The organism is Streptomyces gelaticus (genome assembly GCF_014649535.1).
In the GTDB taxonomy this organism is placed as follows: domain Bacteria; phylum Actinomycetota; class Actinomycetes; order Streptomycetales; family Streptomycetaceae; genus Streptomyces; species Streptomyces gelaticus.
This window is the reverse complement of sequence record NZ_BMTF01000012.1, coordinates 204,417-218,326: the sequence shown is the minus strand read 5'-3', so window position 1 is coordinate 218,326 and position 13,910 is coordinate 204,417. Positions and strand designations below refer to the sequence as shown.

The 13,910-nt window shown below is 70.1% G+C and carries 13 protein-coding genes and 1 pseudogene; 7 read left to right on the top strand and 7 right to left on the bottom strand.

Going from position 1 to position 13,910, the window contains the following annotated elements:
- Positions 1-112: 112 nt before the first annotated feature.
- Positions 113-676, bottom strand: a complete 564-nt coding sequence (locus IE107_RS19395; protein ID WP_189545066.1) for a hypothetical protein — start codon at positions 674-676, stop codon at positions 113-115.
- A gap of 125 nt (positions 677-801) precedes the next feature.
- Between IE107_RS19395 and IE107_RS19390 the strand changes: the two are divergent.
- Positions 802-943: pseudogene (locus IE107_RS19390) on the top strand (4a-hydroxytetrahydrobiopterin dehydratase); the annotation flags it as partial.
- Positions 944-1,045: 102 nt separating this feature from the next.
- Here the strand turns inward: IE107_RS19390 and IE107_RS19385 are convergent.
- Positions 1,046-2,029 (bottom strand): ArsR/SmtB family transcription factor, encoded by a 984-nt coding sequence (locus tag IE107_RS19385; RefSeq protein WP_189545065.1) that lies wholly within the window; start codon positions 2,027-2,029, stop codon positions 1,046-1,048.
- 89 nt (positions 2,030-2,118) lie between these two features.
- Here IE107_RS19385 and IE107_RS19380 point away from each other — a divergent pair, with 89 nt between their 5' ends.
- Both IE107_RS19380 and IE107_RS19375 read left to right on the top strand, forming a co-directional pair.
- Positions 2,119-3,423, top strand: coding sequence for an MFS transporter (locus tag IE107_RS19380; protein ID WP_189545064.1), 1,305 nt, complete (start codon positions 2,119-2,121; stop codon positions 3,421-3,423).
- A 161-nt stretch (positions 3,424-3,584) separates the two neighbouring features.
- Positions 3,585-4,409: an SDR family oxidoreductase gene (locus tag IE107_RS19375; RefSeq protein ID WP_189545063.1), complete on the top strand. Its 825-nt coding sequence runs from the start codon at positions 3,585-3,587 to the stop codon at positions 4,407-4,409.
- Between the two features lie 297 nt (positions 4,410-4,706).
- Here the strand turns inward: IE107_RS19375 and IE107_RS19370 are convergent, their stop codons facing one another.
- From IE107_RS19370 to IE107_RS19355, 4 genes are all read right to left on the bottom strand, one after another.
- Positions 4,707-5,276: a CGNR zinc finger domain-containing protein gene (locus IE107_RS19370; protein ID WP_189545062.1), complete on the bottom strand. Its 570-nt coding sequence runs from the start codon at positions 5,274-5,276 to the stop codon at positions 4,707-4,709.
- Positions 5,277-5,304: 28 nt separating this feature from the next.
- Positions 5,305-6,999, bottom strand: coding sequence for an ABC-F family ATP-binding cassette domain-containing protein (locus IE107_RS19365; RefSeq protein ID WP_189545061.1), 1,695 nt, complete (start codon positions 6,997-6,999; stop codon positions 5,305-5,307).
- 84 nt (positions 7,000-7,083) lie between these two features.
- Positions 7,084-8,718: a ribosomal protection-like ABC-F family protein gene (gene abc-f, locus IE107_RS19360; protein ID WP_189545060.1), complete on the bottom strand. Its 1,635-nt coding sequence runs from the start codon at positions 8,716-8,718 to the stop codon at positions 7,084-7,086.
- 224 nt (positions 8,719-8,942) lie between these two features.
- Positions 8,943-9,155, bottom strand: a complete 213-nt coding sequence (locus tag IE107_RS19355; protein WP_189545059.1) for a hypothetical protein — start codon at positions 9,153-9,155, stop codon at positions 8,943-8,945.
- Between the two features lie 177 nt (positions 9,156-9,332).
- On the opposite strand from IE107_RS19355, the gene pip reads away from it, so the two are divergent.
- On the top strand, positions 9,333-10,292 hold the full coding sequence (gene pip / locus IE107_RS19350) for a prolyl aminopeptidase (RefSeq protein ID WP_189545058.1): 960 nt from the start codon (positions 9,333-9,335) through the stop codon (positions 10,290-10,292).
- A gap of 19 nt (positions 10,293-10,311) precedes the next feature.
- On the opposite strand, the gene IE107_RS19345 is transcribed toward pip, so the two are convergent.
- Positions 10,312-11,151 (bottom strand): alpha/beta fold hydrolase, encoded by an 840-nt coding sequence (locus IE107_RS19345; RefSeq protein ID WP_189545057.1) that lies wholly within the window; start codon positions 11,149-11,151, stop codon positions 10,312-10,314.
- Positions 11,152-11,239: 88 nt separating this feature from the next.
- Between IE107_RS19345 and IE107_RS19340 the strand changes: the two genes are divergently transcribed.
- From IE107_RS19340 to IE107_RS19330, 3 genes are all read left to right on the top strand, one after another.
- Positions 11,240-11,848: a sigma-70 family RNA polymerase sigma factor gene (locus tag IE107_RS19340; protein ID WP_189545056.1), complete on the top strand. Its 609-nt coding sequence runs from the start codon at positions 11,240-11,242 to the stop codon at positions 11,846-11,848.
- 88 nt (positions 11,849-11,936) lie between these two features.
- Complete coding sequence (locus IE107_RS19335) at positions 11,937-12,788, top strand: NmrA family NAD(P)-binding protein (protein ID WP_189545055.1); 852 nt, start codon at positions 11,937-11,939, stop codon at positions 12,786-12,788.
- An 89-nt stretch (positions 12,789-12,877) separates the two neighbouring features.
- The gene (locus tag IE107_RS19330; protein WP_189545054.1) at positions 12,878-13,870 is read left to right on the top strand and encodes an AraC family transcriptional regulator; all 993 of its coding nucleotides are present in this window, start codon (positions 12,878-12,880) and stop codon (positions 13,868-13,870) included.
- Positions 13,871-13,910: the final 40 nt, after the last annotated feature.

The window sequence follows — 13,910 nt, the reverse complement described above, 5'->3', positions numbered from 1 at the left end:
CCGCACCCAACCCTCCAACACCGATCGCTCAGCATCGGTCAGATCCAGCGGCGCAAGCTTCGGTCCCGGGCGCGTCACGACCCAACTATATGGAAATTTAAGACTCAGGACACTAGATGTTCTGGCGGCCGTAGCGCGCCCTGTACCACGCCACCTGCTCGGCACTCATCGATGAAGAGACGGCATTCACGTCACCGATACGTTCGCCGCCGCGCCGATGCTTCCCCCTCTCATGAGCCCCGCACGCCAGGACGGACACCTGAGAGACAGGTTGCCAGTGCAGGGTGTAGGCAGGAGCGTTGGAATCCGGGACGTCCTCCATGCGCACGCCGCGCTTGGCCAGCAGCCGCTCCAGTTTGTCGAAGCGGAGATGGCGGTCGAAGCGGCCGTACCGCTCGCGAATCACCCTGTTGACAATACTGCCGCCCAAGGATGAAAGCCGATGCACCTGCAGGGTGAAGTGATGTCCCACCCACGGATGGTCGCGCGATTTCCGTCCCCAGAAGAACTCGGCCATTCCGTAGTCACGCCACATGCTCTGGTCGTCAAAGGAGTTCTCGGCGAAGTCGGAACCCAGGATCGCGGTGACCTGGTCGGGGCTGTCCGTCGGCTTGGCGCCGAGCACCGTTCCGGACCTGATCACATCCATGTAGAACGCAAGGGAATGCGGGGTCAACTGACCTTTCCTTGAGGGGGTGAGGTGGTCGACAGTGACCGTCTCAGCATAGGTGACCGGTATGCCATGAAGATCCGCCGGACAGCCTCTCGGCGCGATGAGCAGCCGCGCGGGAGATCAGGAGCATCGATCTGCGGTGGGACCACGTTCGGTTCGGGATTACGACGCACGACGCCGGGTTCAAGCTGACCGACGCCGATTTCGATCTTGCCGCACGCATCGATCAAAATTGCTGCTGCGCACGGCGCTGAGCCATTGGACGGCTGACCCCGTATGCCACGAAACCGCCCCCGGCCGGCCCGCAGGGTGGTTTCCAGTAGTCGGTGCAACACGCTGGCAGTGGTGTGTGCCGCTGGCGCTCCCGATCCCTCAGCCCGAGCCGCCGACCAGTGCCTCGCCGAGCGGGGTGCGTCGGTAGAGCACCGACCGTCCGGACCGGGCGCGGACGAGCAGCCCCGCGCCTCGCAGGATGGCGAGGTGGTCTCCTACCGCGCCGGGTGTCATGGCGAGGCTTCGGGCGAGGTGGCTGGTGCTGGCCGGGGCGTCCAGCGCCACCAGCAGCCGGGCTCGGGCCCGGCCGACCAGAGCGGTCAGTGCGTCCGGTTGGAGGACGGTCTCCTGTTCGCCCCACAGGGCGGCGGTGCCGCGGGCAGGGTAGACCAAGGTCCTGGGCCAGGGGTCTTCCAGGTGGGCGGCGACAGAGGGACCGACGAAGACTGAAGGGATCAGCAGTAGCCCGTCCCCGGCGAGGCGGACTGTTCCGCCGCGGGGGAAGAAGCCGAGTTCGATACCGCCGGCGCGCCAGGCGATGCCTGGGTGCAGGCTCTCGATGGTCGTGGCCCAGCCGTGCTCGCCGATCACACCCACCCGGTGCACGACATCGCGCTCACAGATCGCGCGCAGTTGCGGCCAGTCCGCGGCGAGCAGCTCGTGCCAGGCCTGGTCCATCGCCTCGGCGATCCTGGGGACGGCGTCCGTCGAGTCCAGCACTGCGCGTACGAGGGGATCACGGGCGGACGGGCCGGTCGCGGTGGTGGCGAATCCGTGGCGGGCCGTCTCCAGCGGTGTGGCCCGGATCAGGGCCAGGTCGTCTGCCCAGGTCTGGTTGAGGCCGCGCGGGGGCGGGGCGATGAAGTCCGCGCCGGATCGCGGGGTGTGCAGGGCGAGGACGGCGTTCAGTTCGGTCTCGCAGCGAAGCCGTTCAAAGACCGGCAGGAGTCGGGTGGCCCAGGTTCGCGGCAGTGGCCGGTCCTGGCCGGCGAGCGAACGCAGCAGTGCGCAGAGCTCCATCGCGGGCGACAGTGCGAAGCGGCTGCGTAGCAGGTCCTCGACTGAGACTTCGAAGCGGAGCACCTTGTCATGCTACTGCGGAACACCTGTTCCGATTCGTCCAGTGACGAATCATTGGTGGGTGGCATGTGCGCACCGTGAGGCTGGGCGTCATGACCACAACCGCCGAACCCGAGCAGGGCAACCATCGAGCCACCTACCGGGAGGTGCTGGCCGAGCCGCGATTCCGGTTGCTCTTCTCGACCCGCACCGTCGCGGTCACCGCCGACTCGCTGCGGATCACCACGTTCTCGGTGCTGGTCTTCGCAGCCACCGGCTCCGCGCTGTTCAGTGCACTGGCCTTCGGTATCGGCTTTCTCCCGCAGCTGTTCGGCTCACTGTTGCTGGGCTCGCTGGCCGACCGACTGCCGCCCCGCGCGCTCATCGCCGGCGGCTACGCCCTGGAGTGCGCCGCCGCACTGCTGCTCGCCCTGGTGCGGATGCCGATCGCGGTCAGCCTCGGTGTCGTGGCGCTGGTCGCCCTCGCCACACCGGTGTTCAGCGGCGCGTCGAGTCGGCTGGTCGCGCAGTGGCTGGAGGGCGACGCCTATGTACTGGGCCGTTCACTGAACAACATCGCCTCCTCCGGCGCGCAATTGCTCGGTCTGGCGCTGGGAGGTGTGGCCGTCGCGGTACTCGGCCCACGCCGGGCACTCGCGGTGAGCGCCGTCCTCTACCTCGGCTGCGCGCTCGCCGTCCGCCTCCGGCTTCCCCGGCTGCAGCCGGGAGCGTTCGGCAGCGATCGGGGCGATGGCGGGGCCGTCCGGGCAAGCCTGCGCGGTGCCGGCCTGCTGCTGCGCGGACGCACGGTGCGACGACTGATGCTGGCCCAGTGGCTACCGTCCGCGTTCGTAGCGGGCGCGGAAGGCCTGATCGTCGCCTACGCGGGAGGACGCCACTTCGCGCCCGGCTGGTACGCGGTGCTGATGTCTTGTCTGCCGGTCGGCATGCTTGTCGGCGACCTGCTGGTGGGCCGACTGCTACGGCCACTCACCCGGGAACGACTGGTGGTCCCGCTGATTGCGCTGATGGGACTGCCGCTGGTCGGTTTCGCAGCCGAGCCCGGAGTGGGCGTCTCGTCCTGTCTGCTGCTGCTCTGCGGCTTCGGATTCGCCTACGGTCTCGGCCTGCAACGGCCGTTCCTGGACGCCCTCCCGCAGGATGGCCAGGGCCAGGCCTTCGGCCTGCTCGGCTCCGGCAACATGACGCTGCAGGGTGTCGGACCGGCCTGCTTCGGCTCGGTGGCCACAGGCATCGGCACAGGCGGCGCAATCGCCCTGGCAGGCGGCGCGGCGGTGCTGACCGCCGGCTGGATTCTCAGCTGGCACTCGCACACTTCCCCGGTTCCCGGCCCGAACTGCTCAACGGGATCGGAGAACGGCACCGAACAGCATGCGTGTAGTCCACCTGCGCAGTAACCGTCGCAGGTCGGGTCGGCCGCGAGCCGCTACGTACCCCACCTCCACGTTTCTCTGACAGACAGCCGTCCCCGACAGCTCATTGTTCAGGGCTCGCACGGCGTCCCAGCGGACTCCGGAGTGGCCGCCTTCGGTGTGAGGCCCGGTCTACGGTGTGGCACATGACAGTTCTGATCGTCGGCGGCAGCGGCTTTCTGGGGGCCGAGCTGGTCCGGCAGGCGAGAACCGCGGGACACAGGACGGTCGCGACGTACGCGAACAGGCCGGGCGACGCCTCACCGGCCGCGTGGTATCCACTCGATCTGCGGGACACGGGAAGCCTCGGAGCAGTCATGGCCGAGGTGAGCCCGCATCTCGTCCTCAATGTATCGAGCGGGGCAGCCGACTGGGCGGTCACGGCAGAAGGACCCATCCAGCTCGCGATGGTTGCGGCGAGGTACGGAACCCGCATGGTCCACGTGTCCAGTGACGCGGTGTTCTCCGGTGCCCGGGTCCACTACGACGAGTCGTGTCTCCCTGACCCCGTCACCCCGTACGGCGCAGCCAAGGCCGCGGCAGAGACCGGGGTACTCGCCGTGCATCCGACGGCCGTTGTCGCTCGTACGTCGCTGATCATCGGCCACGGGCGTTCCACGCACGAGCGCATCGTGCACCGACTCGCTTCCGGCGGCGACGGCGCCCTGTTCACCGACGACATCCGCTGCCCGGTGCACGTCGCCGACCTGGCCGCCGCCCTCCTCGAACTGGCGTGGATGGACGTGGCGGGCATCCACCATCTCGCGGGGGCCGACGCGCTGAGCCGTCACGAGCTCGGCATCCTCATCGCCAGGCGTGACGGTCTCGATGCCTCCCGTCTGCCCACGGGACTACGGGCCGAAAGCGCCCTCCCCGGAGCCCTCGACGTACGCCTCGACAGCCGGGCGGCCCGGAGGATCCTGCGGACCACACTGCGCGGTGCCCGGCAGTTCTGCACCGAACCCGAGTGACCACCACGCTCACCGGCACATGAGTGATCCGTCCGCGCACCACATGACGGTGGGCCCGGTGCACGATGCACCGGGCCCACAGAAACGGCGCTGTCTCAGCGCAGGCTCTCCGGGACCTCCGCGACGTGCCGGAGGGGTGTTCCTCCAGGGTGTGGGCGACCGCTCGGCGGCCCTGGCCACGGCCGACCACCTGCGCCTGGCCGCGCCCCGGGTGCTTTTGATCGCTCGGCGCCGGGAGGAGCCGGCCGCCCTCGTCGTCCGAGGCCCCGACGGACCGGCGCCGCCTCCGCGCCGCCTCTACCGCGCGGCGGCCGAGGCGGTGTGCGCGCCCTTCTTGCGTGCGCGGTAGGCGGCTGCCTTGATCTTGTTGCCACAGGACTCCATGCCGCACCACTGCCGCCGCATGCCCCGGGAGCGGTCGATGTAGATACGGGTGCACTCGGGATTGCCGCACTCCTTGAGCAGCGGTACGTCCGGCCCGCTCAGGAGCTCGACCGCATGGCGCGCCACGGTGGACAGGGCTTCGTCCGGCGTTGCTTCCGTCCAGCGGCCCGAGGCGGTGAGCTGCGGTGCGGCGGGCGGCCTGCGCGCCGCACCGTTCAGTACGTCCAGTGCCTCGTCGGCGTACTCCTCACCGAGCCGACGGGCCGTGACCAGTTGGTAGACGGCCTCCCGTACGGTCTTCGCGCGATCGACGTCGGCCTGGTCGCCCGGGAAGACCGCGTCGACGATGCCGGATTCCAGATACCACGCCCGCAGCCGCTCCGGCGTCACGAACATCTCGAACCGCACCGAGCGCCGTGCCCGGAGTGTCGCGGCGAAGTCGAGCGCCGGATTTCCGCATACGAAGACGTGATCCAGATTCACATCACCATTCTGGCAGGTGACTATCGCGTCAGCAAGGCTCGTCACCTGCTGGACCGGTGGCCGTCCGAGTGCTTCCGTCCCGGTGCGCCCGGTCGGAGCGCAGCCGGATCTCGCGGCCCTGCCAGCGCCCGCGCAGCCAGCGGTCGTGGCTGGTCAGGACGATCGCACCGGGCCCCGTGCCCAGGGCCGCCTCCAGCTCGTCGCACAGCCTCGGGGACAAGTGGTTCGTGGGCTCGTCGAGCAGCAGCAGCTCCGGTGGACGCGCCACCAGGAGCGCCAGCGCGAGTCGGCGGCGCTGACCGACCGACAGCCGGCCGACCGGCTTGTCCAGATCCGCCTTGTGCAGCAGACCCAGCGAGCCGAGCGGGACGGCTTCTGCCCGCTCGGCGCCGAGCAGGCGCTCGTAGGTCTCACGCCCGGTCCGGTCGGGCCGGCCGAACACCGTGTCCTGGGCCAGCAGACCCACCGTCAGCCCCTGCCGCCGCCGCACCTCGCCCTCGGCCGCGAGCCGCCCGGCGAGCACGGACAGCAGTGTCGACTTGCCCGCTCCGTTGCCTCCCGTGACGAGGAGGCGCTCGGTCGCCGGTACGTCCAGGCGCTCGACGGCCAGCCGGCCCGGCACCCGCACATCGCGGAGGGAGACCAGCGCATCGTCCACCAACCCCTCGACGGGCGAAACGGCGACGGCGAGCGCGGCCCCGTGGAACCGCAGCGGCTGCGGCGGCTCACCGACCTGCCTGCGCTCCAGCCCGTCCAGCCGACGGGTGGCGTTGCGCACCCGCCGGGAGATCTGGCTCTGCACCCGGCCGCCCCGGTGGCCGTACCCCATCTTCTCGTTGTCGCGCCGCTCCCGGTCGGGCGCCAGGCGGTGCGCGGTCACACCGGCCGAGTGGCGCAGCGCCGCGAGCTCCTCCTGCTCCTCGGCGTACCGCCGCTCCCAGCGTTCCCGCTCGGCACGCTTCTCGGCCAGGTAGGCGCTGTAGTTGCCGCCGTAGCGGACCGGGCCGTCCACGGACGGGTCGAGGTCGATCAGATCCGTGCAGACGGTGTCGAGGAAGGCCCGGTCGTGGCTGGCCACCACGACGACCCCGGGCAGGCCGCGCACCTGCTCCTCCAGGAAGGCGGCGGCGCCGTCGTCGAGATGGTTGGTCGGCTCGTCCAGCAGCAGTGCCGAGGGGCGTCGGACCAGCAGAGCGGCCAGCGCCAGACGGCCGCGCTGCCCGCCGGAGAGGGAGCCGAGCGCCCGGTCGTGCCTGAACGTGCCGAGGCCGAGCCCGTCGAGCACGATCGCGGCACGCCGGTCCGCGTCCCAGACCTCCCGCTCCTGGGCCTGTTCGAGCCGTCGGCCGTACGTGTCGAGCAGCTCGGTGTACCCGGGGGAGTCCTGCGGGGCATGGGCGAGCCGCTCGGTGAGACGTTCGAGCTCGGCCAGGTCGTCGCGGGCCTCGCGCAGGGCTTCGTCCAGCACGTCGGCGATCGTCGACGCGTCGTCGAACGGCATCTCCTGGTGCAGGAAGCCCAGGTCGGCCGGGCGCGTGACGGTCCCGGCATCGGGTTCGTCCACTCCGGCGAGCAGACGCAGCAGCGTCGACTTGCCGACGCCGTTCTCCCCGATCAGCCCGATGCGGTGGCCGGGGGAGGCGGTGAGGGAGACGCCGTCGAGGACCCGCTTGGTCCCCAGGGTGCGGACGACGTCGTGGGCGAGCAGGGCCGGTCGAGACATGGTTGGTCCACCTGACGTGATCGGTGTTCGGCCCGCCGGGTGGTGACCCACCTCGGGCGCGGGCCCGGTCGGCACGTCAGCGGCTCATGCCTCGGGCGCTCCCGTCTCCGTCAGCTCACCGCCGGCCAGCCGCAGCCACCGGCTCACGCCGATCCGGGCCAGAAACGGCTCGTCGTGGCTGACCACCACGAACGCTCCCCGGTACGAGCCCAGCGCGCTCTCCAACTGGCCCGCGCTCACCAGGTCGAGGTTGTTCGTCGGCTCGTCCAGGAGCAGCAGCTGCGGAGCCGGTTCGGCGCACAGGACGCAGGCCAGGGTGGCGCGCAGCCGCTCGCCGCCGGACAGCACCCGGACGGGCAGATGGGCCCGGGGGCCCCGGAAGAGGAAGCGGGCGAGCAGGTTCATCCGCTCCGCCTCCGGCCGGTGCGGCGCGAAAGCGGTGAAGTTCTCGGCGACGGTACGGTCCGGGTCCAGCAGGTCCAGCCGCTGCGAGAGATAGGCGATCCGGCCGTCGGCCCGCTTGATCTGCCCGCCGTCCAGGTCGAGTTCGCCGTTGAGCAGACGCAGCAGCGTGGTCTTGCCGGAGCCGTTGGGACCGGTCAGTGCGATGCGTTCGGGGCCACGGACGGTCAGGTCGATACCGGGTCCGGCGAACACGGTCCGTCCGCCGTGGCTGACCTGCATGTGTTCACCGAGAACGAGGGTGCGCCCGGCGGGTACATCGGTGTCCGGCAGATCCAGCGTGATGCGCTGCTCGTCGCGCAGGGCGCGCCCCGCCTCGTCCAGCCGGGCCCTGGCCTCGCTGACCCGGGAGGCGTGCAGCTGCCCCGACCGGCCCGCGGACTCCTGGGCGCCCCGCTTCATGTTCCCGGCGAAGATACGGGGCAGGCCCGCGTTCTTGAGGTTGCGGGCGGCGTTGCTCGCGCGGCGCTCGGCGCGTTCGCGGGCCTGCTGCATCTCCCGCTTCTCCCGCTTCAGCTCCTGTTCGGCGTTGCGGATGTTCTTCTCGGCGACCTCCTGCTCGGCCCGTACGGCCTCCTCGTACTCGGTGAAGTTGCCGCCGTAGAAGCGCAGTTCACCGCGTTCGAGTTCGGCGATGCGTTCCATGCGGTCGAGCAGCGCCCGGTCGTGGCTGACCAGCAGGAGGCAGCCGCCGAAGTCCTCCAGTACGTCGTAGAGCTTGTGCCGGGCGTCGAGGTCGAGGTTGTTGGTCGGCTCGTCGAGCAGCAGTACGTCGGGCCGCTTCAGCAGCTGGGCCGCCAGGCCGAGCGAGACGACCTGGCCGCCGCTGAGTGTGTTCAGGCTCCGGTCGAGGGTGAGATCGGCGAGGCCGAGCCGGTCCAGCTGGGCGCGGGTGCGTTCCTCGATGTCCCAGTCGTCGCCGATGGTTGTGAAGTGTTCCTCGCTCACGTCCCCGGACTCCACGGCGTCCAGGGCCCGGATCACCGGGGCGATGCCCAGGACCTCGGCGACCGTGAGGTCGCGGGTCAGGGGGAGGTTCTGCGGGAGATAGCCGAGCGTGCCGCCCACGGAGACGGACCCGGTGCCGGGGTGCAGCTCACCGGCGATGAGCTTGAGCAGGGTGCTCTTGCCGGAGCCGTTGGGTGCGACCAGGCCCGTCCGGCCGCTGCCCAGGGTGAAGGACAGGTCCTCGAAGACCGGGGTGTCGTCGGGCCAGGCGAAGGACAGGTTGGAGCAGACGACGAAGGCGTCGGACATGAAGAGACCTCGAATGAGATACGGGCAGGCAGAGACTGGTGCCCGGGACATGGAAGAAGGGGACGACTGAGCGGCCACGACGGCGATGCTCCTGGGCATCGGCCGGCGGCCTGACAGGTCGGGGTATCACCCCGAGATGTCGTCGTCACCCACCATGTCTGGTCTCCTCGATATGTGATCAGAGCTTCAATCCATGATCAAAGCTCCTCCGAGCCTAGCAGGTCCTACAGTCCGAGGTCTGCGGCCAGGCAGGAGAAGGACGTCCAGGAGCCCTCCGGGTCGTATGCATCCCTCGCGGGCTCCCTCGGCGAGGCGGGCTTCACCTCGACCATGTCCTGGTAGGGAATGCGCTCGGGCAGCTTCCCGAACCGCTCGTGCCGGGTCACTGCGGCATTGTCCGCCGCGTTCTCGGTGATCACGATGTGCCTGGTGTTCATGGTCGACCTCCGCTCGATCGGTTGTCGGTCGCGGATCACGCCAGGGGGCGCTGGGCTGATACGAGCGTCCCATCGATTGCGTCACCTGTCAAACAGGTGACGATGATGGTTCGTGTGTAATCGTGCTCGGCTCGTGTCCTCGATGAATTCGACCAACTCGATGGAGGAGAACCGGAGATGGCAGCCCCGTATCCGTTGATCGATCCCTACGACCACGGCACGCTCGATACCGGCGACGGAAACCTCGTCTACTGGGAGACCTGCGGAAATCCCGACGGGAAGCCCGCCCTCGTCGTCCACGGCGGCCCCGGTTCGGGCTGCTCGACGGGTCCGCGCAGGTCCTTCGACCCGGAGCGCTACCGGATCATTCTCTTCGACCAGCGCGGATGCGGCCGGAGCACACCCCATGCCGCCGACCCCACCACCGACATGAAGCTCAACACCACCGAGCATCTGATCGCCGACATGGAGCGACTGCGCGAACACCTCGGTGTCGACCGGTGGTTGCTGTTCGGCAGCTCCTGGGGCTCCACGCTCAGCCTCGCGTACGCCGAGCGTTACCCGGAGCGGGTGTCCGAGATCGTCCTCGCCGCGGTCACCAGTACCCGCCGCCGCGAGATCGACTGGCTCTACCGGGGCTCGGGGCGGTTCTTCCCGGAGGCGTGGGAGCGATTCCGCAACGGTGTTCCCGAGGCCGACCGGAACGGCGACCTCGTCGGGGCGTACGCGCGCCTCATGGAGAACCCCGATCCGGACGTACGGGCCGAGGCCGCAACCGCCTGGTGCGCCTGGGAGGACGCGGTCCTCTCCGGGGAGCCGAACGGCTCCCCCAACCCGTACAGCAGCAGGCCGCCCCGGGCCATGCTGGGGCTCGTACGAATCTGCTCGCACTACTTCGCCCACGGGGCCTGGCTGGAGGAGGGCCGGCTGATCCGCGACGCGGGACGTCTGGCGGGCATCCCCGGCGTCCTGATCCACGGCCGCCTCGACATCAGCGCGCCGCTCGACACGGCCTGGGAACTCGCCCATGCCTGGCCCGGTGCGGAACTCGTGGTCATCGAGGACTCGGGCCACAAGGGAAGTGCCGCCATGAGCGCAGCCCTGTACGGGGCGTTCGAGCGCTTCGCGCAGCAGTAGCACCGGCCGGCGCGGGCTTTCACTCCAGGAACGCCGCAACGGTTGCCGTGAACCGGTCCGCGTCGTCGACCCAGGGGCAGTGACCTGCCCCCGGCTGCACGGCGAGTACCGCATCGGGGAACAGTGCGGCCGCCTCGGCCACCGACCGGGGAGGACTGTTCACATCGAGCTCCCCGGCCAGCAGCAGGACGGGGGACCGGAGGCCGGCGAGTGCCGCGCGGGTGGCATCCGGAGTGAAGGCGCCTTCGGCCGCGAAGAGGGCGACGGCCTCCTCGTTGTCCGGCCGGCTCGCCGCCCGGTGCTGCTGCGCCGCGGCGTCCCACCGGCCGCAGAAGAAGGGGCTGATGGCCTCCAGGTCGCTGTCGGTTCCGGTGCCCTCGGTGATTGCCTCCAGGGCGGCGAACGCCGCCGGGAACCACGGCTCGTCGCGGCGAAGCCGCGCGAGCTCACGGCGCATCTCCCCGGTGATCGTGATGCCGAGGGCCCGGGTGCCCGGGGCGATCAGGGCGAGCCTGCCGACGTTCTTCGGGTGCCGCGCGGCGTACTGCGTCGCGACGTTCGCTCCGGCGGAGTGGCCGAGCAGATCGACCCGGGTGGGGCCGAGGTGGCTGCGCAGGGCCTCGATGTCCGCGACGAGGCGGTCGCAGCGGTAGGAGGAGGGGTCCTCGGGGATCGCGGACCGTCCGGTGCCGCGAAGGTCCGGGACGATCAGCCGGCGGTGCGCCGACAGGCCGCCGAGGTCGCCGAGGTAGCGGGAGTCCGCAGGTCCGCCGGGGATGCAGACGACCGGGTCGCCGTGGCCGTCGCCGTGCACGCGGTAGGCGAGCCGGGTTCCGTCAGGTGCGAAGAAGGTGGGCATGGGCATGGACCCTGCCATTGATAACCAGGTTTTACAACCCGGTTATAACGATGTGGGGCCCGGGGGGATCGGGGTATATAACCGAGCCATGGCAGGCGAAGAGAGTGCGCACCGGATTCCCGAGGCGCTGACCGAGGAACAGGCCGGGCGGATGCTCGCCGAAATGAACGAAGTCATCCGGGCGGGCGAGGAGATGCGGAAGCTGCGCGCCGAAATGATCAAGCTGTTCGCCGGCCTCGGCTGGACGCAGGACAGGATCGCCCGGCTCGCGGCCATGAGCCAGCCCGCCGTGTCCAAGCACATGGCGAAGTACCGGACGGAAGAACCGCCGCCTCCGCTTGAACTCTCCCTCGACCAGCACGACACCCCATGGCTCGAAGGACGCCTGTGGGCCCTCGCCGAGGAGATCTCGGAGACCCTCTGCGACAACGCCCGCTGCACCCGCTACGTCGAGGCCATCGCCCGTGGGAAGAAGCGCTTCACGCCCGAGAACGTCGACGAGCTGCGACGCCTCGTCGAAGAGGACCTCGGACTGCACCGGGCGACGATGCCCACCGGCTACCGGGACGCGTACGACAGCATCAGCCGCGGCCTCGACGTCCCCCCGAAGACGACCGCCGCCACCACCGCATCGGCCTCCGTGCGCCGCGCCCTCGCGCACCGGATCCAGCGCGACCGGCTCAGGGGCGATGCCTGACTGCCGACACCTGACTCTGGACGCACGCGTATGGAGTTGAGCGCTGTGGCTATGGTTCGTCTCGTGGGGGCGGCGTTGACTGATCCGCATGACGAACGAACAGAACATTCAGCAGAACATTCAGCGGGCCGACTCGAAGACGATTCTGGTGATCGGCGGCACCGGAAAGACCGGGAGCCGTGTGGCGGAGCGGCTCACCGCGCAGGGGCTGCCGGTGCGCGTGGGATCCCGCAACGCCGAACCGCCCTTCGTGTGGGAGGACCCCAACACCTGGGAGGCAGCGCTCGACGGCGTCGGAGCCGTCTACGTCACCTACTACCCGGATCTCGGATTCCCCGGAGCCGCGGAAGCCGTCGGCGCCTTCTCCGAGCTCGCCGTGAAGAAGGGCGCACGCCGACTGGTACTTCTCTCCGGACGCGGTGAAGAGGGCGCGGTCAACAGCGAGAACAAGCTCAAGGAGTCGGGCGCCGACTGGACCGTCGTACGGGCCAGCTGGTTCAACCAGAACTTCAGCGAGAGCTTCTTCCTGGAGCCCGTCCTCGCCGGTGAGCTCGCGCTGCCGACCGCCGACGCGGTGGAGCCGTTCGTGGACATCGAAGACATCGCCGACGTCGTCACCGCCGCCCTCACCGACGACAAGCACATCGGCAGGACGTACGAGCTGTCCGGGCCCCGGTCGCTGAGCTTCGGCGATGTGGCCGCCGAACTGTCGCAGGTCACCGGCCGGGAGATCACGTACACCCCGGTCACCCTCGACGACTTCCGGGCGGGCCTGCGGGAGAACGGGCTGCCCGTCGAGTTCGCCGACCTGTTCGCCCTGATCCTCGACGGGCGCAACGCCGACGTCGTCAACGGTGTGGAAGAGGTACTCGGCCGCAAGCCGCGCGACTTCTCGGCCTTCGCGAAGGATGCCGCAGCCACCGGCATCTGGAACATCTGACAACGCCCGGCCGCACCCGGCAACATCTGAGAGTGCCCGGTACGGATTCGGCCCGGCGCCACGCCCTCAAGCCGAATGGGGATCACCACATGGACGTGCTCACCGGACTCCTGGACGGGCCGAAGGCGCGCGGCGCCTTCCTGCTCAAGTCCGTCTTCGACCCGCCCTGGTCGCTCCGCGTCGAGGACCGCGCTCCGATCTCCCTGGCCACCATGGTCCAAGGCAGCGCCTGGGTGATGCCCGACGGCGGTGTACCGGCCCTCATCAATCCCGGCGACATCGCCGTGCTGCGCGGCCCCGACCCGTACACGGTCGCCGACGCGCAGGACACCCCCGTCCAGATCACCGTCGGCCCCGATCAGCGCTGCAGTACCACCGTCGGCGAGGACGTCACCGACACCATGGCCCTGGGGGTGCGGACCTGGGGGGCTCCGCTCGAGCAGGGCTCGTCCGTCATGCTCAGTGGTACGTATCAGGCGCCCGGCGAGATCGGCCGTCGGCTGCTGGGGGCCCTGCCCACCCTCCTGGTGCGGCCCGCCGCCCTCGACGACTCCCCGCTCGTGCCCCTGCTCGCCGAGGAGATCGGCCGCGACGAGCCGGGGCAGGAGCTGGTCCTGGACCGCCTTCTCGATCTGCTCTTCGTCAGTGTGCTGCGCGCCTGGCTCGCCGAGCCGGACGCCGGTGCGCCGGCCTGGTACCACGCCCGGTCCGACCCCAGGGTGGGGCCCGCACTGCGCCTTCTGCACGAACAGCCGGCCCACGCGTGGACGGTGGAGTCGCTGGCCCGCAAGGTCGGCGTCTCCCGGGCGGGCCTCGCCCGCCGCTTCGCCGAGGTCGTCGGGGAACCGCCGATGACCTACCTGGCCAACTGGCGTCTGGCTCTGGCCGCCGACCTGCTGCGTGAACCGGACGTCACGGTGGCCGCGGTGGCGCACGAGGTCGGCTACAGCAGTGCGTTCGCGCTCAGTTCGGCCTTCAAGAGGGTGCGGGGGGTCAGCCCGCAGGAGTACCGGAAGGGCGGCGCCTCGCCGATCGTCCTGCCGCGGGCGACACCGTCCCGGACGGTGGTGCTGGGCGGCTGACGGTCCGGCCCGCTCGTGTCACGCCCGGCCGGACGGCCCC